The following is a 21,315-nucleotide window of genomic DNA, read 5'->3' as shown; positions in this document are numbered from 1 at the left end:
AGCCTGTTTTTCATGCAAAGCCCGACCCACGACCCCGGCAGTGCCCTGGCCATTCGCAGCCAGTATCGCCAGGCGCAAAGCCGCGCGGCGCGCCTGCGCCTGCTGGTGGACACCGGACAGGAACTGACCCAACTGCCGCCCGCGGCCATGCGCCAGCGCGCCCTGCAACGGGCCTGTGCCTTTATGGCCATGGACCACGGCCTGCTGCTGGAATGGCACGCCGTCCAGCCGCCCCAGGCCACCGCCCAGCACGGCGGCAGCGAACGCCTGGCCGCCCTGCACGAGCTGGCCAAGTCTGCGACCCTGCACCCCGAATGGTTGCCGCAGACCGATGCCGCCCTGCCCCAGGTGCTGCGCATTCCCCTGCCCGGCGCCGACGGCCAGGCCTTCGGCGCCTTGCTGCTGGCCAACAGCGTGGCCCTGGCCGCGCCCGACAGCGAGGACCTGGAATCCCTGCAACTGCTGGCCACCTTGCTGGCGGCGCACCTGGAAAACCAGCGCTTGCTCCAGGCCCTGCAAGCCCGGGAACGCACCATGTCGGAACTGGTGCACCGGCTGTTCAGCGCCCAAGAAGACGAACGCAAGCGCGTGGCCTACGACCTGCACGACGGCCTGGCGCAAACCCTGGCCGGGCTGCACCAGCGCCTGCAGGGGTTTGCCGGACACTGCCCGACATTGCCACAGGAGCTGCACAGCGAGCTGCAAACCATCCTGACCCTGGCCCAGGGCTGCGTCGGCGAGGGCCGGCAATTGATCGGCGGCCTGCGCCCCAACGTGCTGGACGACTTTGGCCTGTACAAGGCCATCGACAAGGAAGCCGACCGCCTGCGCGACGCCGGTCTCGAGGTGCACTGGCGGCAACAGTCCAGCGCGCGCCTGCCGGGCGCCAGCGAGATCGCCCTGTTCCGCATCGCCCAGGAAGGCATCAACAACATCCTCAAGCATGCCCGCGCCAGCCGCGTCGAACTGAGCCTGCAACTGGCCGACGGCCAGGCCGCGCTGGCGCTGGCAGACAACGGCGTCGGCTTCGCCCTGGGCACCTCGCTGTCCAGCTGCAGCGGCCAGCACCTGGGCCTGGCGGCGATGCAGGAACGCGCCAGCCTGCTGGGCGGCGAGCTGTCCTGGCACAGCGCCCCCGGCCACGGCACCCGCCTGCTGGCCCGGGTGCCGCTGCCCGCTGCTGGAGAACAGCCATGAGCCCTGCCCTGCGCCTGGTGCTGGCGGACGACCATGAAGTCACCCGCACCGGCTTTGTCGCCCTGCTGGCCGGCCACCCGGAATTCGAGGTGGTCGGCCAGGCCCGGGATGGCCAGGAAGCCCTCGACCTGTGCGAGCGCCTGCAACCGGACATCGCCATCCTCGACATCCGCATGCCGCTGCTCAACGGCCTGGGCGCCGCGCGCCTGCTGCACCAGCGGCAACCAGCGATCAAGGTGGTGATCTTCACCATGGACGACAGCCCCGACCACCTGGAAGCGGCGATTGCCGCCGGCGCCGTCGGCTACCTGCTCAAGGACGCCAGCCGTGGCGAAGTGCTCGGCGCCCTGCAGCGGGTGGCCCGGGGCGAGGAAGCCCTCAACAGTAGCGTCAGCGCCCGGCTGCTGCGGCGCATGGCCGAGCGCAACGCCGGCGGCAGCGCCCAGGCCGCGACCCTGACCGCCCGCGAACGCCAAGTGCTGGGGTTGGTGGCCGGCGGTTTCAGCAACCGCGAGATCGGCGAAAAGCTCGGCATCACCACCGGCACCGCCAAGGCCCATGTGGAACGGGTGATCGGTAAGCTCGGCGCGGCGGACCGCACCCAGGCCGCGGTGCGCGGCATCGCCCTGGGGCTGGTGGCGCAGCCCGCGGGAGACTGGCCATGAGACTGCTGGCGAGCCGGCACTGGCTCGACCTGCCCCTGCGCGGCAAGGCGCTGGTGGTGATCTCCCTGCCGCTGGTGATCCTGCTGCTGTCGCTGGTGCTGATCTACATCACCGAACGCCAGACCGCCCGCGCCGAGGAAGACGTGCGCCGGGTGCTGCTGGTGCAGGGCGACATCCAGACCGTGCATACCCTGCTGGCCGAAGCGGCGGCCAGCGTGCGCGGCTACCTGCTGACCCGCCGCGAAGACTTCCTGCCCAGCTACGAACGTGCCCAGCCGCTGATCCAGGCCGCCCTGCAACGGCTGGACAGCAACATTCGCGATGCACGCATGCGCGACCACCTCAAGGCCATCGCCCCGCTGATCGGCCACAAGCTCGACGGCCTGGTGGCCCTGCGCAACGGCCGGCCCGACGACAGCGCCAGCATCACCGCGATCCTGATCGAGAACAAACAGGTGCTGGACGTGCTGCGCGAGCAGATCAGCGCCATGCGCATCCGCGAAGACGGCTTGCTCGCCGAACGCAGCGCCGCGGCCTCGGCAACCCGTATGCGCCTGCTGCTGGCCACGCTGCTGGCGGCGCTCTGCGGCCTGTTCGGGGCGATTGTCGCGGTGCTGTTTTTGTCCAAGGGCATAGTCGCGCGGGTGCAGCAGGTGCAAGGCAACGCCCAGCGCCTGGCCCTCGGCCAACCGTTGCGCCCGCAAGCCCCGGAACAGGACGAAATCGGCCAGCTCGGCACCCGCCTGGTGGAAGCCGGGCAACTGCTGGCCGAGCGCGAGCGGGCCCTGCGCGACAACGAAGAACGCCTGCGGCTGATCATCGACGGGGTCAAGGACTACGGGATCTTCGCCCTCGACACCCAGGGCCGGGTCACCACCTGGAACGCCGGCGCCGAACGGATCAAGGGCTACAGCGAACAGGAAATCCTCGGCCGGCACTTCTCGCTGTTCTACCTGGCGGAAGAATGTCCGGCGCACCCGGACATGGCCCTGCGCGAAGCCACCCGCGACGGCCATTACATGGAAGAGGCCTGGCGCTGCCGCAAGGACGGCAGCCGCTTCTGGGCCAGCGTGGTGATCACCGCGCAGTACGATGCCAGCGGCGCGTTGCGCGGCTTCTCCAAGATCACCCGCGACATCACCGACCGCCGCGCCGCGGAAATAGCCCTGCGCACCGCCCGCGAGGAAGCCGAAAGCGCCAGCCGCGCCAAGAGCGAATTCCTCTCGCGCATGAGCCACGAACTGCGCACCCCGCTCAATGCCATCCTCGGTTTCGCGCAACTGCTGGACATGGACTCACCGAGCGGCCAGCGGCCCCAGGTCGGCCATATCCTGCGCGCCGGCCAGCACCTGCTGACCCTGATCAACGAGGTGCTGGACATTGCCCGCATCGAGGCCGGGCACCTGGCGCTGAATGTCGAGCCGATCGCCCTGGCCGCGGTGCTGCACGAGGCCCTGACCCTGGTCTCGCCGATGGCCACCGACGCCGGCATCCAGCTGGCCGCCCTGCCCGCGCTGAGCGAGCACAGCGGGGTGATCGCCGACCGCCAGCGGCTGATCCAGGTGCTGCTCAACCTGCTGTCCAACGCCATCAAGTACAACCGGCCCCAGGGCCAGGTGCGGATCGCGGTCAAGGTCCTGGGCACCCGGGTCGAGGTGGCGGTCAGCGACACCGGCGCCGGCATTCCCCTGGAGCGCCTGGACCAGTTGTTCCGTCCCTTCGAACGCCTGGGCGCCGACCCGCGGGTGGAAGGCACCGGCCTGGGCCTGGCCCTGAGCAAGAGCCTGCTGGAAATGATGGACGGCAGCCTGCGGGTGCACAGCACGCCGGGCCAGGGCTGCTGCTTTACCTTGCAACTGCCCTTTGTCCAGGTGGCCGCGGCCGGCACGCGCCTGGCCCTGGAGCAACAGCTACCGGCGGCGGTGCTGCCGGCCCGGGCCGAGGCCGTGGCATACCGGGGCCAGGTGCTGTGCATCGAAGACAACCTGTCGAGCCTGGCGCTGATCGAAACCCTGCTGCAACGCCGCCCGGGCATTCGCCTGCTGTCGAGCATGCAGGGCCAGATGGGCCTCGACCTGGCGCGCCAGCATGCACCGCAACTGATCCTGCTGGACGTCAGCCTGCCGGACCTTGCAGGCCTGGAAGTGCTGCGCCGGCTGCGGGAATCGCCGACCACCGCCAGCACCCCGGTGCTGATGATCACCGCCGACGCCAGCGCCCTGACCCACCGCGCCCTGTTGCAGGCCGGGGCCACGGCGATCCTGACCAAGCCCATTCATATCCCGGCGTTTCTCGCCCACCTTGAGCAACATTTACCGGAGCCCGCATGAACCACGATTTGCGCATCCTGATCATCGACGACCAACGCCCCAACCTCGAGCTGATGGAGCAATTGCTGGCCCGCGAAGGCCTGCACAACGTGCTGAGCAGCACCCAGCCGCTACGCACCCTGGAGCTGTTCAACAGCTTCGAGCCGGACCTGGTGATCCTCGACCTGCACATGCCCGAATTCGATGGCTTCGCCGTGCTCGAACAGCTCAACCGACGGATCCCGGCCAACGATTACCTGCCGATCCTGGTGCTGACCGCCGACGCCACCCGCGACACCCGCCTGCGCGCCCTGGCCCTGGGCGCCCGCGACTTCATCAGCAAGCCGCTGGACGCCCTGGAAACCCTGCTGCGGATCTGGAATCTGCTGGAAACCCGCGCCCTGTACAAAGCCCTGCGCCAGCAGGTGCCGGCGCAGCAGATCGAGCTGCTGCGCCGGCATCGGCAGTGAGTGGGCGAGCGCCCCTAGAGGTTGTACTCATCCAGCCTCGGCGAGTCGCCCACCTGCTCGATCAGCGCGGCATCGATGCGCAGCAGGTTTTCCGGCTGGTACGTCAGTTGGCTGCCCCAGGGCTGGTCGTCGGCCAGGGAACCTTTCAGGCGAACGGCCACGGAGTCATGCACCCGGACTTTCTGCCCGGCCCCAGGCGTGAGAATCTCCCGCGACCTGGGTTTGCCGAACGGCGGCATCGAACCGTACTCACGGACCCGCTTGTGGGTCTTCGGGTTCCAGACCAGGCGTGGCACCCACTCGGCGATCAGCCAGTTGCGGGTCAGGGAATCGTGGGCCTGGGCCAGCGGATCCTGTAGCACAGAGGGTGGATAGAGTTCTGCGCGACAGGCTTCGGCATCGATGCTCAACCCGGCCTCCAGGCACTCGCCGACCATCCAGCGCAAGGCAATCAACGCCAGCTGCGATTCGCCGGCGGGGTAACCGCCGCCCACATCCGAATGCACGCCGGCGAACCAGACCTGCTTGAGGTTCACGCCCTCGTCCTCTGTCCAGAGGTTCTGGCGGAAAAAGCTGCGGCGTTCGTCCAGGGACACCGCATGGCGGATGATCTTCACGTCCTTGTTCCGGCGGGTGTAGGGAACGATCAGCGGGTCGTACACCCAGCCCACCGAACTCACGGTGTCGAACAGCCCGAGAAAGTGAATGTGCACCTTCCGGGCAAAGCTGGCCTTGAACGCGTCCATCAAATCGAAATCCGGTTTTTTATCCGCGCTCATGCGCCACCAGGCGTAACTCATGGCGCGTTGGCGATTCGGTTTGGAACTGTTTCCATCGGGTTGCAGGCGCGTGGTCAGCAGCGACCAGGCAAAGTCCATCAACTGGACCTGATGGGCCGGCAACAGGCCGATGGTATGCAGCAGCGCCGCCAGCACCCGCACCGCGTAGGAGCCGCGGGAGAAACCGAAGAGGAAGATCTGATCGCCGTCCCTGTAGTTCTCCATCAGGAAGCGGTAGGCATTGAGCACGTTGCGCTTGATGCCCCAGCCGAACATCAGCCCGGCGATGCGCGACGGCACCTTCTGCCACTCGAACAGGGTTTCGCTGAGCCCGAAGGTGCCCACGCCCTGGTCGTAATAGGCCAGCAGCGTTTCGCTGTCCTTGGGTAGCGAGCGAAACAGCCGGACCACGTTGGTCGGTTCGTCACTGAAACGGTTGTTGGTGCCATCGATGCAGACGATCAGCTGGCGCGCCTTGATCCTTGTGTTCTCCACGACCTGGTTACCCCATGGCAGTCAAGTGAGGTTCCCGCGCGGCCAATCGGCCAGGCGAGGACCGGTGTCACCCTACGTCCGTGTCATGACAACTGCTGCGGTAAAGCCTGAAGGGCTCTCCAAGGCATAGCAGCATTAACGGCGCCCGGCCATAAAGCCCCGGGCAATAAATGTCCGGACCATGAAAACCCCTCCGCAAGGAGGGGCCGGGCGCTGACGGGCCGTGCCTGGGCCCTAGAACCTGCCGCCCAATGGATACTCGATCGCCAGCCGCAGCTGGTCGGCATCCAGCTCCGCCTGGGCTGTATTGCCGCGGTGCACGGCGTGGCGCAGGGTGACGGCGAGGTTTTTCGCCGGCCCGGACTGCACCACGTACTTGGCCTGCAGGTCGCGTTCCCAGTGCTTGCCGCCTTCGCCGTAGCCCAGCCAGGCGTAGCCGCCGCGCGGGTCCATGTGGCTGCCGTCGATGCCGCTGCCGCGCACGTACAGGGCGCTGAAGGTCAGGCCGGGCACGCTGTAGCCGGCCATGTTCAGGTCGTAGCGGGCCTGCCAGGAGGCTTCCTCAGGGGCGTTGAAGTCCGACAGGGCCACGGCGTTGCTCAGCAGGATCGCGCCGCGGGTGACGTAGTCGTAAGGCGTGTCGCCGTCGACCTTCTGGTAGCCCAGGCCAAAGCTGTGGGCGCCGCTCTTGTAGGTCGACATCAGGCTCCAGGTGGTGTTGTCGATGCGCCCGGACAGGGCCTTGCCGGTGTCCTGGGTGCGGTACAGGTTGAAGTCGAACGTCAGGTCCTGGCCCGGGCTCAACGGCAGGTTGTAGAGCGCGCCGAGGTACTGCTGGCGCCAGGTGTCTTCGTACAGGGCGCTGAACAGGCTGGCGTTGAGACCCTTGATTGCAGTATTGCGCACACCGATCAGGTCGAAGCTGTCGCCCTGCTGGCCATTGGAGTAATTGACCACGAAACCCTGGTCGTGGCTGGTGGCGTTGCGGTCGGTGCTTTCGTTGAAGTGGCCGCCGTACAGGGTGGTGTCGCTCAGCTCGCGGCTGGTGAGGAACCAGCCGGTGGCGGTCTCGGGCAGCAGGCGGCTGTCGGAGGAACCGAACACCGGGGTCTTGACCCGCTGCTCGCCGTAGCGCAGTTCGGTGGAGGAAAAACGCAGCTTGGCCACCGCGCCGCCGCGGCTGAATTCGTCCTTGGGATGGCCGTCGTTGTCCACCCCCAGCAACCGCGCCTTGCCGGCCCGGCCACCGCCGCTGTCGAGTTTCCAGCCGGAATACACATGGGCGTCCAGGCCGAAGCCGAGCGTGCCCTGGGTGAAACCGGAGCTGTAGTCGGCCATCAGGCCGTAGGCCCACTCCTCGGCCAGGTCGCTGCGTTCGGCGCGGGGCTTGTAGGCGTTGCGCGCGCCGTTGCTCAAGGAACCGTGCCGATAGTCGCGACGGTCGTAGAGGCTGCGGTTGAACAGGCTCCACTGGCTGTCTTCGATAAAGCCCTTGGCATTGTCCTGCTCCGCGGCCAGCGCGAGCAGGCTCTGGCCTCCCCAATGCCAAAGAAATGCCAACAACAGGGTGTGTCGGGTCAAGGTTTTCACTGTGGAACTCCCGAAAATCGATAAATGACAGGCGATAGGAAGCAGTGCGCCGCTATACGGGCGCACCACCGGGATCCCACTCAGAGGTATTTGAGGATCGCGATATCGCGGCGACGCTGCTTGAGGCCGGCGAACCAGCGCGTCGGGAAGAACAGCAGCACGCCGAGGATCAGGCTCCACAGCCAGACGCCGGACAGGTTGTCGAAGCCGTAGTAAGTGCCCTGGTTGGCGCCCCAGATGGCCACGGCCACCAGGTACATGGCCTTGAGTACGTACAGGTGCAGCAGGTAGAAGAACATCGGCGCGCCGCCGTAGATCGCCAGTTGCGCGGTCGACCAGCGCTCCTGGACCTTCTCGAAGTACGCCAGGAGGATCAGCCCCAGGCCCAGGGTGGGCATCAGGAACATCAGCGACGGCGGGTACTTCTTGGCGCTCATGAAGCTCATGAAGGTGCGCAGCGCATCGCCGGTCTGCACCCAGGGTTTCTCGCCGTAGACGTTCAGGTAGCGGATGAACACGAAGGCCACCAGCAGGCCGACGCCGACCTTGAGCAGCCGCGAAATGCGCGCCGCCGGCTGCACGTCCTTGCCGAACCACGGGCCGATGGCCCAGCCCAGCAGGATCACACCGATCCACGGCAATACCGGGTAGGTGGTGCGGGCGCGGGTGAACTCGGTGATGTCGATGAACACCCGCTGGTGCAGGATCGACCAGGGCACGAAGAACGGCGACTCGGGGCCCACCACCACATCATCCAGCAGGTTGTGCCCGGCGACGATGGCCACCCCCAGCACGATCAGCCAGCTGCGTTTGAAGTGCAGCAGGCCGGCCAGCACGATCATGCAGATGCCGATGCACCAGATCACCTGCAGCCACAGGGTCTTGGGCGGGAACTCGGCGTTCCAGGCAAAACACACGAAGGTCAGTTCGAGGAACACCAGGAACAGGCCGCGCTTGAGCAGGAACACCGAGGTTTCCCCGAGGCTGTGTTTCTGGCTGTAGAGCCAGGCCGACAGGCCGGTGAGGAAAATGAACACCGGCGCGCAGATCTCGCTGAGCATGCGGGTGAAGTACAGGTCCGGGGTCACGCTCAGGGCGTCGATCGGGTCGGTGACCTGGCGATGCAGGAGGAAGGTCTCGCGCACGTGGTCCACCAGCATGCACAGCATGACGAAGCCACGCAGGGCGTCGATCGCCAGCATCCGCGTATTGGCCTTGGCCACGCTGCCCGCCAGCGCAGGGGACGCAACGCCCGCCTGCCCTGCCAATCCAGTAGAAAGAGTCATATCGCTCACTTGTGTGGAAGGTCGTTAAACCTGGGCAGGACGGTCGCGGCGGGACGCGGGCTCGGGATGGTTCTTCGGGGTACAGGGGCTGGCCCTGTGGGGGTGTTTGCCATGCTCATTGGCATTGTCGTGTGCTCCTTTGGACTCTCATTCAACGAATCGCCTCCCCACGCTCTGATGGCGTTGCAATTGCTCGGGGAAAGACTGCGCGCCTGCCTCTGGCGGGCATTGCCGCGCGGTGCTTGGGTTGTCTGCTGGGGGCTGTCGTGCACAGGGCTTTGCCTTGCGCGCGCAACCCGCTGTCGGTCGAAGCTTCGTGGGCCGTTATCGCCCGGGTCTGGCAAATGGCCGGCCCAGACGCAAGCGCGCCCTTTTGAGGCGCGCGCGGGAGTGAACGATCAGACGACGAAATGTTATCAGATAACATTTCATATTGAGAGTGGAACGAGTGAGCGGCGTGACAATTTACGTCGGGGAGGATGCGGTCTTTGGGGATCGACGAGCAGATTGCGCCCTTTCCAGCCCGGCAACGCAACGGGCCCTGTGCGAACCGGCGGCGCCGGCGCCTGCAACCCCCCATGTGACTGTAAAACCAGCGTTTTATTCGATCCTGGCGAGGCACTGGCGGACCGACGGTCATGTCGTGTCCAACGCGAACGGTCACGCCTGCTCAATGGGAATTCCTGTCCCACAGCCAGTTCCACAGCCCCGGCAACCGCACCGGCTGTTCGCTGTTGGTGACAGTACGGGTCATGACCGCCCGTTGCAGCGCCACGGTATCGTCGTAGAACGGCTTGGGTGCGGTCGCAAGGCCAGTGGCCTGGGCGCTGTCGAGCAGGATCTGCAGGTATTCCCGGGTGTGGCGGGCGGTGTAGCGATTGAGGTCGTGGAAGGTCACCACCACCGGGATCACTCCGTCCACCGTCGGCAACTGGCCCAGGGCAATGCGTTCGCGCACCTGCGACAGCTGGCGCAGCATGTTGGCCCGGCGCCGTGGGCTGGCGTTGAAGCCCCAGACCTTGCCGTCGTTGGCGCTGAGGTCGGTGAGCAACACATGCAGGCCATGCCGTTGGTAGGCGGCGAAGGTGCGCTTGTCGTAGTTCCAGAATGGCGGGCGCACCAGGTTCGGCGGCACACCGGTGATCAGCGCGATATCGGCGCTGCCGTCGTTCAGGGACGCCTCCAGTTCCGGTGGGTCGAGCGAGCGATGGTTGGTGTGCCTCGGCGTGGCGGTATGAAAGCCCAGCACATGGCCCTCGGTGTGCTCGCGGGCCATGATCCGCCGCCCTATGTCGCTGCCGCCGGCCCGCGAGGCCCGGGTCTGGACGAAGAACACCGCTTTGATCGCCGGTTGCAGTGGATTGTCGAGCAGGTCGTCGAGCACCCGTTCGGTCGGGTTGTAGAAACTGGAAGCGCTGGGGCCGTCGTCGAAGGTCAACAGAAAGCGGATCGACGCCTGGGCGCGCAGGCGTTGCTCGGTCTGCGCGGTCATTTCGATGGGGGCAGCGATGCAACCGCCCAGACCAGCGGCGAGCAACACTGCGCAGAGAAGCTTGAAGCCTTGTTTCATGTTTTGCCCTGTGCCGGACCGTTGCGGTCGTCACCTCAATGGCAAAAATCCCTCGCCCATGGATCCCTCGCCCGGCCTGCACGCAGCGCCGGGCACAGCTTGGAGGGGCAACGGCGGTTTTGGTTCCGGAGCGCCCGCTTTCAGGCAGCCCGGGCCTTCATGCCGAACCGCCTTCGCAGGGGCGCTGCCAGGCGCGCTGCAACAGGTCGATCACCTCCTCGTCCGAGGTCTGGGCAAAGTCCGCGTAACCATTGCCGATCGACACGAACCACAGGGGCGTGATCGGGCAGATCAGCTCGTCGACCTCGAAACTCAGGGTGTCGACGGTTTCCTGCGGCGCCAGGGGCACGGCCACCACGATCCGCGCCGGGTGCTGCAGGCGCGTCGCCTGTACCGCGGCGTGCATCGAGGCGCCGGTGGCCAGCCCGTCGTCCACCAGGATCACCACCTGGTCACGCAGGTCGGGCGCGGGCCGGGCGCCACGGTAGACCCGCTCGCGGCGCTGCAACTCCTGGGTTTCCCGTACGGTCACCGCTTGCAGCGCGGCATCACCGAGGTGATGGCTGCTCAGGACGTCCTGATTGAGGATGCGGATACCACCGCTGGCGATGGCGCCCATCGCCAGTTCTTCATGGCCGGGCACGCCAAGCTTGCGCACCAGCATCAGGTCCAGCCGCACCTCCAGGGCCCGGGCGATTTCCCAGGCCACCGGCACCCCGCCCCGGGGCAACGCCAGCACGATCACCTCGGGCCGGCGGCTGTATTTCTGCAACGGCGCGACTAGCCCTTGCCCGGCGGCCTGACGGTTGCGCAGGGTCATCTGCAATGACGGATATTCGCTCATGTCTCACCTCCCAAGGCGCCCGGCTACAGCGCCAGCAGGCTGCAGGGCAGCTGATACAGCGCGTGCTCGGTGGTGCTGCCCACCAGTTTCTCCAGGCCCTGGCGATGCACGCGGCCCATGACCAGCACATCGGCCTGGTTCTCGGTGACGAAGTTGGCCAGCACGGTGACCGGTTGTCCGAGGATGAAATGCCGGCGTTCCTCGGGCACGCCATAACGCTCGGCCAGTTCCAGGAAGGCTTTTTCCAGGGTCACCCGCAGTTCCCGGGTCAGGTCCGCCAGCACCAGGCCACCGCCCCCGGCATCGCCCAGGTAGACCGACGACACGTCATAGGCGTGCAGCAGGTGCAGCTCGGCATCGCATTGCAGGGCCAGGCTGTTGGCTTCGTGGATGATCCGGTCGTTGAGCCCGTTGTGCTGGTACTCCGGCCGCGACGGATCGACCGCCGCGACCACCATTTGCGGCAACGTATGGCCGTGGCGGCCCATGAGATACAGCGGTACCGGGCACTGGCGCAGCAGATGCCAGTCCATCGGCGTGAGAAAGGCGCGTTTGAGCGCCGGTTCGTGCTGCACGTCCTTGATCAGCAGGTCGGGCTGGATTTCCGCGACGTGCTGCAGGATTTCCTCCAGCAGGTCGTCGGCCCAGGTCACCTCGCCGTTGACCGTGACACCATGGCCACGCAGACGATGCACCTCCTCCTGCAACCATTCCTGATGCCCCAGGCGGTAACGTTCGCGCGCCTCATTGCGCACGTTGTGCTCGAACAGGGAAAGAATCGACGCCGGTTTCAGCAAGGCCGCGATATGCAGGCTCGCGCCGCTGGCCTTGGCCAGGGCAGCGGCACGCGGGATCGCGGGGGACTGGCGCATTGCCGGGTCGATGACCAGCAACAAGCGTTGATACTGGCTCATGGCGCACCTCCAGATAGGCTGGACGCCCACGCCGGCCACCGGCGCCCGCTTCTCTATACGCCAGTGCGTCAACGCCGGATCGAACGCCAGCATGACTTCAGACTTCCCACTGACAATGCGCCCGTCGCGGCGTTACGGCAAGTGCGTCCAGCGCCGGTGCAGACCACGGGCCAGGCTGTCCAGGGCAAAGCCCAGGGCGCCGATCAGCAGCACCATGGCCATCAGTTCCGAATAGGCCAGGCGGTCGCGGGTATCGAGGATGAAATAGCCCAGGCCGGCGCTGACGCCGAGCATTTCGCAGGGCACCAGGACGATCCACAGAATGCCGATGGCCAGGCGCACGCCGGTCAGTACATGGCCCAGCACCCCGGGCAGGATCACCTTGCGCAAGGTTTCCCAGCGGGTGGCGCTGAGGCTGCGGCTCAGTTGCAGCCAGCGCGGGTCGAGCTGGCGCACCCCGGCCGCGGTGTTGAGCAGGATCGGCCAGACTGCGGCGAAGGCCAGCAGGAAGTAGATCGGCTGGTCCCCTACCCCCATCAGCATCACCACCACCGGCATCCACGACAGCGGCGAGATCATTCGCAGGAACTGGAACGCCGGGGTGGTGGCCGCCTCCAGGTGGCGGTAGCTGCCGATCAGCAGGCCCAGGGGCACGCCGACCAGCAAGGCCAGGGCCAGGCCGACCAGGATGCGCTTGAGGCTGACCAGCACATGCTCGTACAGCTCGGCGCGGCCCAGCAGTTCCAGCAGGCTGGCCAGGGTCGCCGCCGGCGAAAAACGCACCGCGAGCCCGTCGGCGCTGCCAAACAGGCGCACCCCCAACCACCACAACAGCAGCAGGCACAACAGCCCCGCCACGCCCAGCAGCCCATGCAGGATCGATGCGGATCGCTTGGCCATCAGAGGCTGAACTCCTCGCTGCGTTCGAAGCTGTCGGGCAAGCCGAATGCCTTGAGCCCGCCAACCGACGCGATGGCGTTGCGCACGAAGCGGTCGTCCACCAGGTCCCGGGCGGTGTGCTGCGGGTCGAGGCTGGCCAAGAAGCCCTTGTCGCCTTCGACCAGGGTGTCCTTGAGGCGCTTGACCAGTTCCTCGGTGTAGCTGGGGAACGGGTACGGCTGGAAGTCGATGCGCTGCTCGTCCCACTGGGCGTGCTGGATCGCGCCGTCGGCCAGGTACTGCTGGCGTTCGCTGGCACTCGGCGCCAGGACCCGGCTCAGCACCTGGGGCGCATGCGGGGTGTAGCGGTTGGCGCCGTCGCGGGACAGCAGACTGGCGGCCTCGGCGCGGTGGTCGCGGGTCCACAGCTGCGCCTTGACGATGGCGTTGACCACCTTCTGCGACCATTCGGGGCGGTTATTCAAATCCTGCTCGTGCATGAACACCACGCAGCAGGCGTGGTTGCGCCAGATATCCCCGGTAAAGCGCTGCACCCGGCCGACCTTGAGCTCCTCGGCCAGGGCATTGAAAGGCTCGGCGACTATGTAGCCGGCGATGCGCTTGCTGGCCAGGGCCGGCGGCATGTCCGACGGCGGCAGCACCAGCAGGTTGACCTCGTTGGCCGCCAGCGGACTGTTGGCTGGCCGGCTGACCGGGGTCAGGCCGTTGTCGCGCAACAGTTGCTGCACCACCACGTTATGAATCGAGTACCAGAACGGAATCGCCAGCGCCTGCCCGCCCAGTTGCCGGACCTCGGTGATGCCCGGCGCCACGGTCAGGCCGGAGCCGCCGACGTGGTTCCAGGCCACCACCTTGGCTGGCACCTGACTGCCATAGCGAGCCCAGACGGTCATCGGCGACAGCAGGTGGATCACATTGACCTGCCCGGAAATAAAGGCCTCGATCACCTGCGCCCAACTGCGCAGCAGCACCGGGCGCTCGGAGCGGATGCCCTCGGCCTCGAACAGGCCGTTGTTATGGGCCACTAGCAAAGGCGTGGCGTCGGTGATCGGCAGGTAGCCGATGCGCACCGGCGCGTCCGGCTCCGCGGCGGCGCGGGCCTGCAGGCTATTGAGCAACGGCAAGGCGCCGCCGGCGGTGAGCAAGGCGCTGAGCTTGAGGAAGTCGCGACGGCTGTGGGTGAAGTCATCCAGGCACATGGTGTATCTCCGATCATTCGGGCAAGGGGTTGAACCCGGCCATTTACCGCCTATTCCGGCTCATCCGGCTCGTCCGGCTCTTATGTAGGAGCGAAGCTTGCTCGCGAATGACCTCAACGTTGACGGGGTGTCTGGGACCCTGCGCCGCACTGACGTTTTTATCGCGAGCAAGCTTCGCTCCTACAGAGACAGAGGTGCGGGCTGAGGCAGCAAGGCTTGGGGTTGTGCAGCGCGGCTCGCCCGCCGAAGGGTTTTGAGAATCTCGATACGCAGGGCGCCCAGTTCTTCCACCCGCTCGGCGCGCGGCTGAGGCAGGTCGATGCGCCACTCGCCGAGGGTCCGCGCCGGGCTGTTACCCAGTAGCAGGATTCGGTCGGAAAGCAGCAGGGCTTCGTCGATGTCGTGGGTGACCAGCAGCGCCGCGGTGCGGTGCTCGGCAATCACCTTGAGCAGCAGTTGCTGCATGTCGGCGCGGGTCACTTCGTCCAGCGCGCCGAAGGGTTCGTCGAGCAACAGCACCTGCGGCTGGCGCGCCAGGCAACGGGCCAGCGCGGTGCGCTGGGCCATGCCGCCGGACAGCTGCGCCGGGTAATGCCCGCGGGCATGCTGCAGGCCGACCTCGACGATTGCCTGGTCGATCCGCGCCTGGCGCTGCCGGGCGTCCAGCGCCGGCTGGCGGGCGAAATCGAGGCCGAAGGCGACGTTGTGTTCCAGGTTCAGCCAGGGCAGCAGGCTGGGGTCCTGGAACGCCACGGCCACCCGTGGATGCGGCCCGTCCAGCGCCTGGCCCAGCAGGCTGACGCTACCACTGAGGGGCGCCTGCAAGCCGGCCAGGACCCGCAACAGGCTGGACTTGCCGACGCCGCTGGGGCCGAGGATCGACACCACCTCCCCCGGCTGCAAGCGCAAGTCGAAGCCTTCCAGCACCGCTTGCCAGCCTGCTTCACCGGGGTAGCCGAGGCTGATCTGCCGGGCTTCGAGCAAGGCCGCACTCATGCCGCCGCGTCCCGGGCCTGGCGCTGCAACTCGGCGCGCAACTGCACCAGGCTCGGCGTGACGATCGGCACGAAGGCCGACTCGCGCCAGCGCCGGGCAAAGCCACCGCCATGCTCGCTCAGGTAGGCCTTGCCGCCACTGGCCTGCAACTCCAGCTGAACGGCGTTGGCGGCAGCTTCGGCCAGGGCGATGCGCAGCCGGAACAGCGCCGCGGGCTGGGTCAGGAAACGCCCCTCCAACAGGCCGCGCTTGAGCTCGGCGACGCTCTCCTCCAACTGCTGGCGTTGCTCCTGCAACGGCTCGCGAAGAATCGAACGACCGCTGTGCAGGTGCGTCTGCACTTCATCCAGCGCGCGCCGCGCCAGGCCAATGGCCATGCCGCATTGCAGGCCGAGAAACGCCGGGCGCACCGCAGGCAGAAAGGCCTTGGCGTCCTCATGCAGCAACCAGTCGTGGCCGACCTCGACCTGTTGCAACTCCAGCGCCGCGGTGTTGCTCGACTGCAAGCCCATCAGTTGCAGGTCCTCGGAACGTTGCAAGCCAGCCAGGCCCGCGGGGATCGCCAGGATAAAGGGTGCGCCGCCCTGCTCGTGCTCGATGGCCGCGGCCACCACAAAACCGCTTTTGCGCAGATTGGTCACCCAGTGCAGGCGCCCGTTCAGATTCCAACCACCAGCCCGTGGCTGCGCGCGGACTTGCAGGGCCTCGATGCCGGAGAGGAACTTCATGGCGTTCGACAGCCCGGTGGCCCCCGCCAGTTCGCCGCTGAGCAGGTCCGGCAACAGACGCTCGCGCAAGGCCGCGTTGGGGCTGTGCAGCAGGTATTCGATAAAGGCCCGCTGGCCCCAGAACACAAAGGCCGCCGCCAGGGAACGGCTGGCCACCGCGGCCACCGCCTCCACGGCGTCGCCCAGGTCGCCGTCGCTACCGCCCTGCCCGGCCGGAATGCCGATGCGCAGCACCTGCGCCTCGGCCAGTCGCGCCAGTACCTGCTGTGGGTCGCAGTGGCCCAGATCCAGGGCCTGGGCCTCGGCGTCCAGCCATTGACTGAATGCGGGGTTGAGCATGTGGTTTTCTCCTTTTTACGCGGCACCGACCAAACGGCCGTGCCTTGAATCCAGCCGCTGCATCATTGCTGCGGCGCTTGCCAGCGGTACTTGGCCAGTTCCGGGTTCAGCGGCGTGCGGGCGAACACGTTGGCGAAATTGCACAGGGTCGCCAGGCTCACCCCGAGTATCACTTCCAGGGCATTGCCCTCGCTGTAGCCGGCGGCCTTGAACGCCGCGAACGTCGGCTCGCTGACGTTGCCGCGGGTGGCGATCACCTCGGCAGCGAAGGCAGCCAATGCCTGCAGTTTTTCCTCCGGCACCGGGCTTTGCTCACGCAACGCACTGATCACTTCGTCCGGCAGCCTGGCCTTGTTCTGCGCCACCGCAGTGTGCCCGGCCACACAGAAATCGCAACCGTGGGTGGTGGCGGCCACCAGTTGCACCACCTCCCGTTCGGCCAGGCTCAGCTCGGCCTTGCCATTGAGCGCCGATACCGTAACGTAGGTCTCCAGCGCCGCCGGGGCATTGGCCAGGATGCCCAGCAGATTGGGGATGAACCCCGAGTTGTTCTGGGCGTTCTGCAAAAACGGCCGGGCCGCTTCGGGGGCGCTTTGCAGGCTGTGCAGAGTGATGCGCGACATGGGGTGAACTCCTGTTGTAGAGGTGTCCGGCCAGTCTGTTGGTTATAAGAATTTCGATCCATATTCTAAAGTAGCGATTACTTGCTCCTGAGTGTTTCCCTTAGATGATTTCGTCCAGCCCACTGGTTGATTGGTTATTAGAAAGCCTCGAACTCGATGCCAGCCTGTTCCATGTCGGCCGCTACTGCGGCGGCTGGCACGCCAGCACCCACGGCCTGGCCCGGGCCAGCTTCCACCTGATCGTGCAGGGCCATTGCTGGCTGCATATCGAGGGCCATGAGCCGGCCCAGCGCCTGAATGCCGGGGATGCGCTGTTCCTGCTGCGCGACCTGGACTATCGCCTGTCCAGCGCCCAAGCGCATGGCGCCGCTCTTGAACTGCCACGCAGGGCCATGCAGGCGCTCGACGCTCACGCACAAGATCAGGCCGAGGATGGCGTGGGCCTGGTCTGCGGCTTCTTTCATTTCAAGTCCGGGTTGTCGTCGCTGATCATCGACGGCCTGCCGGACTGGATCGTCCTGCGCGCCGGCGATCCGTCCCTGAGCGCCGCCCGGGCCCTGTTCGAGCTGATCCTGGACGAGTGCCAGCGCACGCCCGCGCCCTCCTCGGCGCTGCTGGAGCGCCTGAGCCATCTGCTGTTCCTCTATGTGCTGCGCCAGCAAGTAGCCGACAACCAGGGCCTCGGCGGGCTAGTGGCACTGGCCCGGCACCCGGCGTTCGCGGCGCTGCTGGAACAGCTGATCGAGCGCCCGGAACAACCCTGGCCCCTGGAAAGCATGGCGGCCTGCACCGGGTTGTCGCGCTCGGCGTTCTTCAAGCGCTTCAACGAACTGGCCGGGCAATCCCCGGGCCAGGTCCTGCTGGCGCTGCGCATGCGCCATGCCTGCCAGTTGCTCAAGGCCAACCACACCGTGGAGCAGGTCGGCGCGGCGGTGGGCTATCAATCGGTCGCGGCCTTCACCCGGGCCTTCGCCAAGACGGTGGGCGTGCAGCCGGGGCTTACCGGCGCCAGCACGAAGGGCGGTGAGGGCTAGCGCTTCGCTGGCTCAGGGCCTGGGTAGACGAAGTGGTGTGCCGGCGAGTACCTGATCTACCGCCTCGCGGTTGAAGGATTCGGGAAACGTCTTCTGGTCTGGGTCATGAACGCTCTTTGCGGTGGACATTATCCACTGTGAGTCAGTCTCCACTCAGCCCGGGACATACCACCCTAGCTCTTGCAATTACCGAGGCCGGCGATTATCGGAAGAGCTTCTTACCCCCATCTTTTTCTGCCTGCGTGGTCATCGCATACAACTGGTCACGGTCAATATCAGCAACAACTTTGCGCTTACTGGACTCGTACAGATTGCGACGTCCACATCCAACACATTGGTACTGGCAAGGTTCCAAAACCTCTAACTAGCGTCCTCACCGTCGGACCAGTTCCTCCGGGGAGTTCACCAGGCGAGAGGCCTGAAATCCCTCTTTTGGGATTCACATTCATTGCTCTCAGCACGATCTCCATACACGTCCCTGAGCGGGTTGCCTACGGGGTAACCGACTTCGTCTAGCGCTCGAGAAGGGACCTATCGAACGCGATGGTGAGTGCGCCCGACAGGACGACATCCGAGTCGCTGTGACTTCTATGGAGAGGACTATGGACGGTCGTACTTTACTGTGCTGCATGGGTCAAAACAGTTCGGAATGGAGCGTAATTCAGAGAGGCTATTCAGAGTTATCCTCACGAGAGGTATCAGCTGCATTGAGGATGATCAACGATGAATTCTCTCGAGAATTGTTCTGCTACGTTTGGTGGCCGGATAGTGCATCCCACAACAAACGAGACATAGAGCGAATGCTGTTGCGGCAAGTTCTGGACCAATGCAAGGTACGTGCAATTCAGGCTCTAACTACCCAGCTGACTCATGACATAGCGGAGCTTGAGCTGACCGCGTTTAGGCATCGCTCGCAAAGCCCGGCAAGTAGCCTTACTTCCTATCGAAGCGCGATGGAAGTGGCTAAAGAACAACGATGGCCCTCTCCCAGCCCCGTCTATCAACGCCTTACTCGTGGCGTGTTGGTCGAGTTGAGTACCGCGGTGATTTGCTCGATATGTCGGGGAGCCAGGTATCAGCTTGCTCATGGACGCTCCGGGCCCTGTCAAAAGTGCCTGGGCAGTGGTCGTCGCCCTTGTTCAGATTTGGCTCGCGCTCATACCCTGGGGATTACTTGGCATGCCTATGCCAAGGCGTGGAAAGCCCCGTTCGAATGGGCATTGAAGCTATGTGAGCAGGCGATCCAGTTGGCCTGTGATGTCCTGTGCGCAATCTTGGCATCGCAGGTGAACGACACAAGGCGGCGGAAGTCTTGAGCTAGTGCCCGGGCACTGAATCCTGCCCCCTGCCACATCGAGTCGACCCATCGCTGGTTCTCGTTCTACCGCTCCTTGAACCGAGCAATCAGCGACGACTCAATCCCGTTGAATCTGTTGCACCACTTGTTGAATGCCGCTGAACTGACTCGGTGTCTGTAGCTGTGTTCTGGTGCCAGCGTCTGGGCCTCGCCCTCCCCCCTTGAGTACCGCGGTGATTCAGCGACCGACAATGCGGGACTCTGCAAGTCGGACGGTAAGAAAGTCCCCCCGCCGAGCCAAAGGCTTTCCCAACTTGTTCGCCCCGTCAACATCCCGGCGCACTGTTTTGCAGTGTTGGCGCTGACGTCGATGTCTGCGGTTCAGGATACGAGAGCAGTGGAAACGTCATTGGTACTAGCGAGGTTCCAAACGCTCGAACTAGCCTCCTGATCGTCGAACCAAATCCTCTGGCGAGCTCATTACCGCCCCGCGGTATGCCGTCATCCACTGGCTTCAGGTGAAGGGAAAAGGCGGCTGAAAGTCGATAGCAACGGAGCTGATGCTACAGCTGGCTATCTGCATGACACCACGCCGAGAGGTTCGCAGTGCAACGTCTCAATTGCGAGGAGAGAACACGGACCATGAACGCTCCCATCGAAACACTGCCGGCGACCAACGACCAATGGCAATTGATGGTCCTCCCCTTTATGACTCGAGCCATTGCTGTGATGGGGCTTCTGTTCTTTCTGAGTAGCTTTATCCAGATACACCTGATGCGCGTCGAGCTGCAAACTGCCCCTGAAGTCGAGGAAGCATCAGCGTCCTTTGACAACTTAGAAAGCACAGCCAAGGCCGAGCTGATGCGATGGAACGCCCTGGTGACTCTCGAGCGTGAAACGCTTCGAGCAAGAGAGCAGGCCACCAACGCGGTGATTCTGCGTCAGGCCTCGTTGCTGAACCACGGCTTCTTGACCGGAATGGTGCTGTGTCTGGTCGGTGCGGTCTTCGTGCTGGGTCGATTACAAGAACCAGCCACCTCCCTCAGCGGAGAAACACCGCAATTGAAGGTAGCGCTGAACACGTCCTCTCCCGGCATCGTTCTGGTTGTGCTTGGAGCAGGACTGATCTGCGCCACGCTCTTCCATCACTTTCAGTTCAACCTGCCCGACAAGACCGTGTACCTGCCGCCGGCCCAGTACACGCTGTCAATACCCTCGGGTACCCCACAGACGTCAACCGCCATCCATCTGCCAGTTGCCACTGCGCCGAGGGAATCTACCGGCAACAACACAAGTTCACCTGCACCACTACCTTAGAGGAAACAAGCATGAGTCTAATTATCTCGGATCAGGCATGGACCGCATCGGCACAAAATCTTGGCGTGGAAGTCGCATGCCTGCAGGCCGTCGCCAGCGTTGAGTCGGCTGGCACCGGCTTCCTTCCACCGCCGTCCAATGAACCGAAGGTGCTCTTCGAGGGGCACATCTTTCACCGACTTACGAGCGGGCGCTTCGATGCCACTGCTCCCGACCTGAGTTATCCGCACTGGGACAAGTCCAAGTATGCCGGTTCGCTGGAAGGAGAATGGGCCAGGCTTAATGCCGCTATGGCCCTGGACCACGACGCTGCATTGAAGTCCGCCAGTTGGGGGACGTTCCAGTTAATGGGCTTCAACTATCCCACATGCGGCTTTTCGACAGTGCGCGACTTCGCCGAAGCACATCGTGCAGGAGCAGATGAACAGCTGGCGGCATTCGTGCAGTTCATCGATCGGCCTCCGTTCCGCGACGCGTTGAGGACAAAGGACTGGGCCGTTTTTGCAGCTGCCTACAACGGACCCGATTACGCAAAGAATCAATACGACATACGGCTGGCCACTGCTTATTCGCAGCACTGCGGATAAGTGGCCTCTGTGTACTGGGGCTCAGACGGCTGCACACCCTCGCATTATTAGTGCATTGGACATGGGCTTCTTCATCGACCTCTGAACGGTGTTCGTCGAGGACCGCATCAATCATGCGGAAAAAGAGTTGTAACGAGTGGGCACGGTAAGTACACCCCAGAAGTAGGCGTACGGAT

The 21,315-nt window shown here is 65.1% G+C and carries 17 protein-coding genes and 1 pseudogene; 7 read left to right on the top strand and 11 right to left on the bottom strand.

Features of this window, described 5'->3' with window-relative positions; translation table 11 throughout:
• Window positions 1-12: 12 nt before the first annotated feature.
• Genes PMI20_RS14855 through PMI20_RS14840 form a run of 4 tightly spaced genes read left to right on the top strand, consistent with a single transcriptional unit; the run spans window position 13 to window position 4,641 of the window.
• Window positions 13-1,197 carry a sensor histidine kinase gene (locus tag PMI20_RS14855; RefSeq protein WP_007929023.1) on the top strand — a complete coding sequence of 395 codons (1,185 nt, stop codon included), beginning with the start codon at window positions 13-15 and terminating at the stop codon, window positions 1,195-1,197.
• Window positions 1,194-1,862 carry a response regulator gene (locus PMI20_RS14850; RefSeq protein WP_007929024.1) on the top strand — a complete coding sequence of 223 codons (669 nt, stop codon included), beginning with the start codon at window positions 1,194-1,196 and terminating at the stop codon, window positions 1,860-1,862. The genes PMI20_RS14855 and PMI20_RS14850 overlap by 4 nt, the downstream gene beginning before the upstream one ends.
• Entirely contained in the window at window positions 1,859-4,192 is a 2,334-nt protein-coding gene (locus PMI20_RS14845) for an ATP-binding protein (protein WP_007929026.1), read from the top strand. Before PMI20_RS14850 ends, PMI20_RS14845 begins: the two co-directional genes overlap by 4 nt.
• A complete protein-coding gene (locus PMI20_RS14840) occupies window positions 4,189-4,641 on the top strand; it encodes a response regulator (protein WP_007929028.1) in 453 nt (150 codons plus the stop codon). The genes PMI20_RS14845 and PMI20_RS14840 overlap by 4 nt, the downstream gene beginning before the upstream one ends.
• A 14-nt stretch (window positions 4,642-4,655) precedes the next feature.
• Here the strand turns inward: PMI20_RS14840 and PMI20_RS14835 are convergent, their stop codons facing one another.
• The 11 genes from PMI20_RS14835 to PMI20_RS14785 all read right to left on the bottom strand — a co-directional run bounded on the left by PMI20_RS14835 (window position 4,656) and on the right by PMI20_RS14785 (window position 16,904).
• Window positions 4,656-5,915: a T6SS phospholipase effector Tle1-like catalytic domain-containing protein gene (locus PMI20_RS14835; RefSeq protein ID WP_007929029.1), complete on the bottom strand. Its 1,260-nt coding sequence runs from the start codon at window positions 5,913-5,915 to the stop codon at window positions 4,656-4,658.
• 234 nt (window positions 5,916-6,149) lie between these two features.
• Window positions 6,150-7,505, bottom strand: a complete 1,356-nt coding sequence (locus PMI20_RS14830; protein WP_007929030.1) for an OprD family porin — start codon at window positions 7,503-7,505, stop codon at window positions 6,150-6,152.
• Between the two features lie 80 nt (window positions 7,506-7,585).
• Complete coding sequence (locus tag PMI20_RS14825) at window positions 7,586-8,791, bottom strand: acetyltransferase domain-containing protein (protein ID WP_007929031.1); 1,206 nt, start codon at window positions 8,789-8,791, stop codon at window positions 7,586-7,588.
• Window positions 8,792-9,461: 670 nt separating this feature from the next.
• A complete protein-coding gene (locus PMI20_RS14820; RefSeq protein WP_007929032.1) occupies window positions 9,462-10,361 on the bottom strand; it encodes a polysaccharide deacetylase family protein in 900 nt (299 codons plus the stop codon).
• 157 nt (window positions 10,362-10,518) lie between these two features.
• Complete coding sequence (locus PMI20_RS14815) at window positions 10,519-11,205, bottom strand: phosphoribosyltransferase (protein WP_007929033.1); 687 nt, start codon at window positions 11,203-11,205, stop codon at window positions 10,519-10,521.
• Between the two features lie 23 nt (window positions 11,206-11,228).
• Window positions 11,229-12,119 (bottom strand): universal stress protein, encoded by an 891-nt coding sequence (locus tag PMI20_RS14810; RefSeq protein ID WP_007929034.1) that lies wholly within the window; start codon window positions 12,117-12,119, stop codon window positions 11,229-11,231.
• A gap of 132 nt (window positions 12,120-12,251) precedes the next feature.
• On the bottom strand, window positions 12,252-13,019 hold the full coding sequence (locus PMI20_RS14805; RefSeq protein WP_007929035.1) for an ABC transporter permease: 768 nt from the start codon (window positions 13,017-13,019) through the stop codon (window positions 12,252-12,254).
• Window positions 13,019-14,218: an ABC transporter substrate-binding protein gene (locus PMI20_RS14800; protein ID WP_007929036.1), complete on the bottom strand. Its 1,200-nt coding sequence runs from the start codon at window positions 14,216-14,218 to the stop codon at window positions 13,019-13,021. The genes PMI20_RS14805 and PMI20_RS14800 overlap by 1 nt, the downstream gene beginning before the upstream one ends.
• A 180-nt stretch (window positions 14,219-14,398) precedes the next feature.
• Window positions 14,399-15,214 (bottom strand): ABC transporter ATP-binding protein, encoded by an 816-nt coding sequence (locus PMI20_RS14795; protein WP_007929038.1) that lies wholly within the window; start codon window positions 15,212-15,214, stop codon window positions 14,399-14,401.
• Window positions 15,211-16,281 (bottom strand): acyl-CoA dehydrogenase family protein, encoded by a 1,071-nt coding sequence (locus tag PMI20_RS14790; RefSeq protein ID WP_007929039.1) that lies wholly within the window; start codon window positions 16,279-16,281, stop codon window positions 15,211-15,213. Before PMI20_RS14790 ends, PMI20_RS14795 begins: the two co-directional genes overlap by 4 nt.
• 62 nt (window positions 16,282-16,343) lie before the next feature.
• Window positions 16,344-16,904, bottom strand: a complete 561-nt coding sequence (locus PMI20_RS14785; protein WP_007929041.1) for a carboxymuconolactone decarboxylase family protein — start codon at window positions 16,902-16,904, stop codon at window positions 16,344-16,346.
• A 104-nt stretch (window positions 16,905-17,008) separates the two neighbouring features.
• Here PMI20_RS14785 and PMI20_RS14780 point away from each other — a divergent pair.
• The 3 genes and pseudogenes from PMI20_RS14780 (at window position 17,009) to PMI20_RS14770 (ending at window position 21,139) form a co-directional block, all read left to right on the top strand.
• Window positions 17,009-17,931: pseudogene (locus PMI20_RS14780) on the top strand (cupin domain-containing protein).
• Between the two features lie 1,946 nt (window positions 17,932-19,877).
• Window positions 19,878-20,552 (top strand): hypothetical protein, encoded by a 675-nt coding sequence (locus PMI20_RS14775; protein WP_037035394.1) that lies wholly within the window; start codon window positions 19,878-19,880, stop codon window positions 20,550-20,552.
• An 11-nt stretch (window positions 20,553-20,563) separates the two neighbouring features.
• Complete coding sequence (locus PMI20_RS14770; RefSeq protein WP_007929047.1) at window positions 20,564-21,139, top strand: N-acetylmuramidase family protein; 576 nt, start codon at window positions 20,564-20,566, stop codon at window positions 21,137-21,139.
• The last annotated feature ends 176 nt before the right edge of the window (window positions 21,140-21,315 follow it).

It is taken from the genome of Pseudomonas sp. GM17 (assembly GCF_000282175.2).
Classification (GTDB): Bacteria; Pseudomonadota; Gammaproteobacteria; order Pseudomonadales; family Pseudomonadaceae; genus Aquipseudomonas; species Aquipseudomonas chlororaphis.
This window is presented reverse-complemented; position numbering and strand designations above follow the sequence as displayed.

Bases quoted from the DNA above. Each gene is read 5' to 3' on its own strand.
- PMI20_RS14855 (WP_007929023.1), top strand. From the start codon at position 13: ATGCAAAGCCCGACCCACGACCCCGGCAGTGCCCTGGCCATTCGCAGC.
- PMI20_RS14850 (WP_007929024.1), top strand. From the start codon at position 1,194: ATGAGCCCTGCCCTGCGCCTGGTGCTGGCGGACGACCATGAAGTCACC.
- PMI20_RS14845 (WP_007929026.1), top strand. From the start codon at position 1,859: ATGAGACTGCTGGCGAGCCGGCACTGGCTCGACCTGCCCCTGCGCGGC.
- PMI20_RS14840 (WP_007929028.1), top strand. From the start codon at position 4,189: ATGAACCACGATTTGCGCATCCTGATCATCGACGACCAACGCCCCAAC.
- PMI20_RS14825 (WP_007929031.1), bottom strand. From the start codon at position 8,791: ATGACTCTTTCTACTGGATTGGCAGGGCAGGCGGGCGTTGCGTCCCCT.
- PMI20_RS14820 (WP_007929032.1), bottom strand. From the start codon at position 10,361: ATGAAACAAGGCTTCAAGCTTCTCTGCGCAGTGTTGCTCGCCGCTGGT.
- PMI20_RS14815 (WP_007929033.1), bottom strand. From the start codon at position 11,205: ATGAGCGAATATCCGTCATTGCAGATGACCCTGCGCAACCGTCAGGCC.
- PMI20_RS14810 (WP_007929034.1), bottom strand. From the start codon at position 12,119: ATGAGCCAGTATCAACGCTTGTTGCTGGTCATCGACCCGGCAATGCGC.
- PMI20_RS14805 (WP_007929035.1), bottom strand. From the start codon at position 13,019: ATGGCCAAGCGATCCGCATCGATCCTGCATGGGCTGCTGGGCGTGGCG.
- PMI20_RS14800 (WP_007929036.1), bottom strand. From the start codon at position 14,218: ATGTGCCTGGATGACTTCACCCACAGCCGTCGCGACTTCCTCAAGCTC.
- PMI20_RS14795 (WP_007929038.1), bottom strand. From the start codon at position 15,214: ATGAGTGCGGCCTTGCTCGAAGCCCGGCAGATCAGCCTCGGCTACCCC.
- PMI20_RS14790 (WP_007929039.1), bottom strand. From the start codon at position 16,281: ATGCTCAACCCCGCATTCAGTCAATGGCTGGACGCCGAGGCCCAGGCC.
- PMI20_RS14785 (WP_007929041.1), bottom strand. From the start codon at position 16,904: ATGTCGCGCATCACTCTGCACAGCCTGCAAAGCGCCCCCGAAGCGGCC.
- PMI20_RS14775 (WP_037035394.1), top strand. From the start codon at position 19,878: ATGAACGCTCCCATCGAAACACTGCCGGCGACCAACGACCAATGGCAA.
- PMI20_RS14770 (WP_007929047.1), top strand. From the start codon at position 20,564: ATGAGTCTAATTATCTCGGATCAGGCATGGACCGCATCGGCACAAAAT.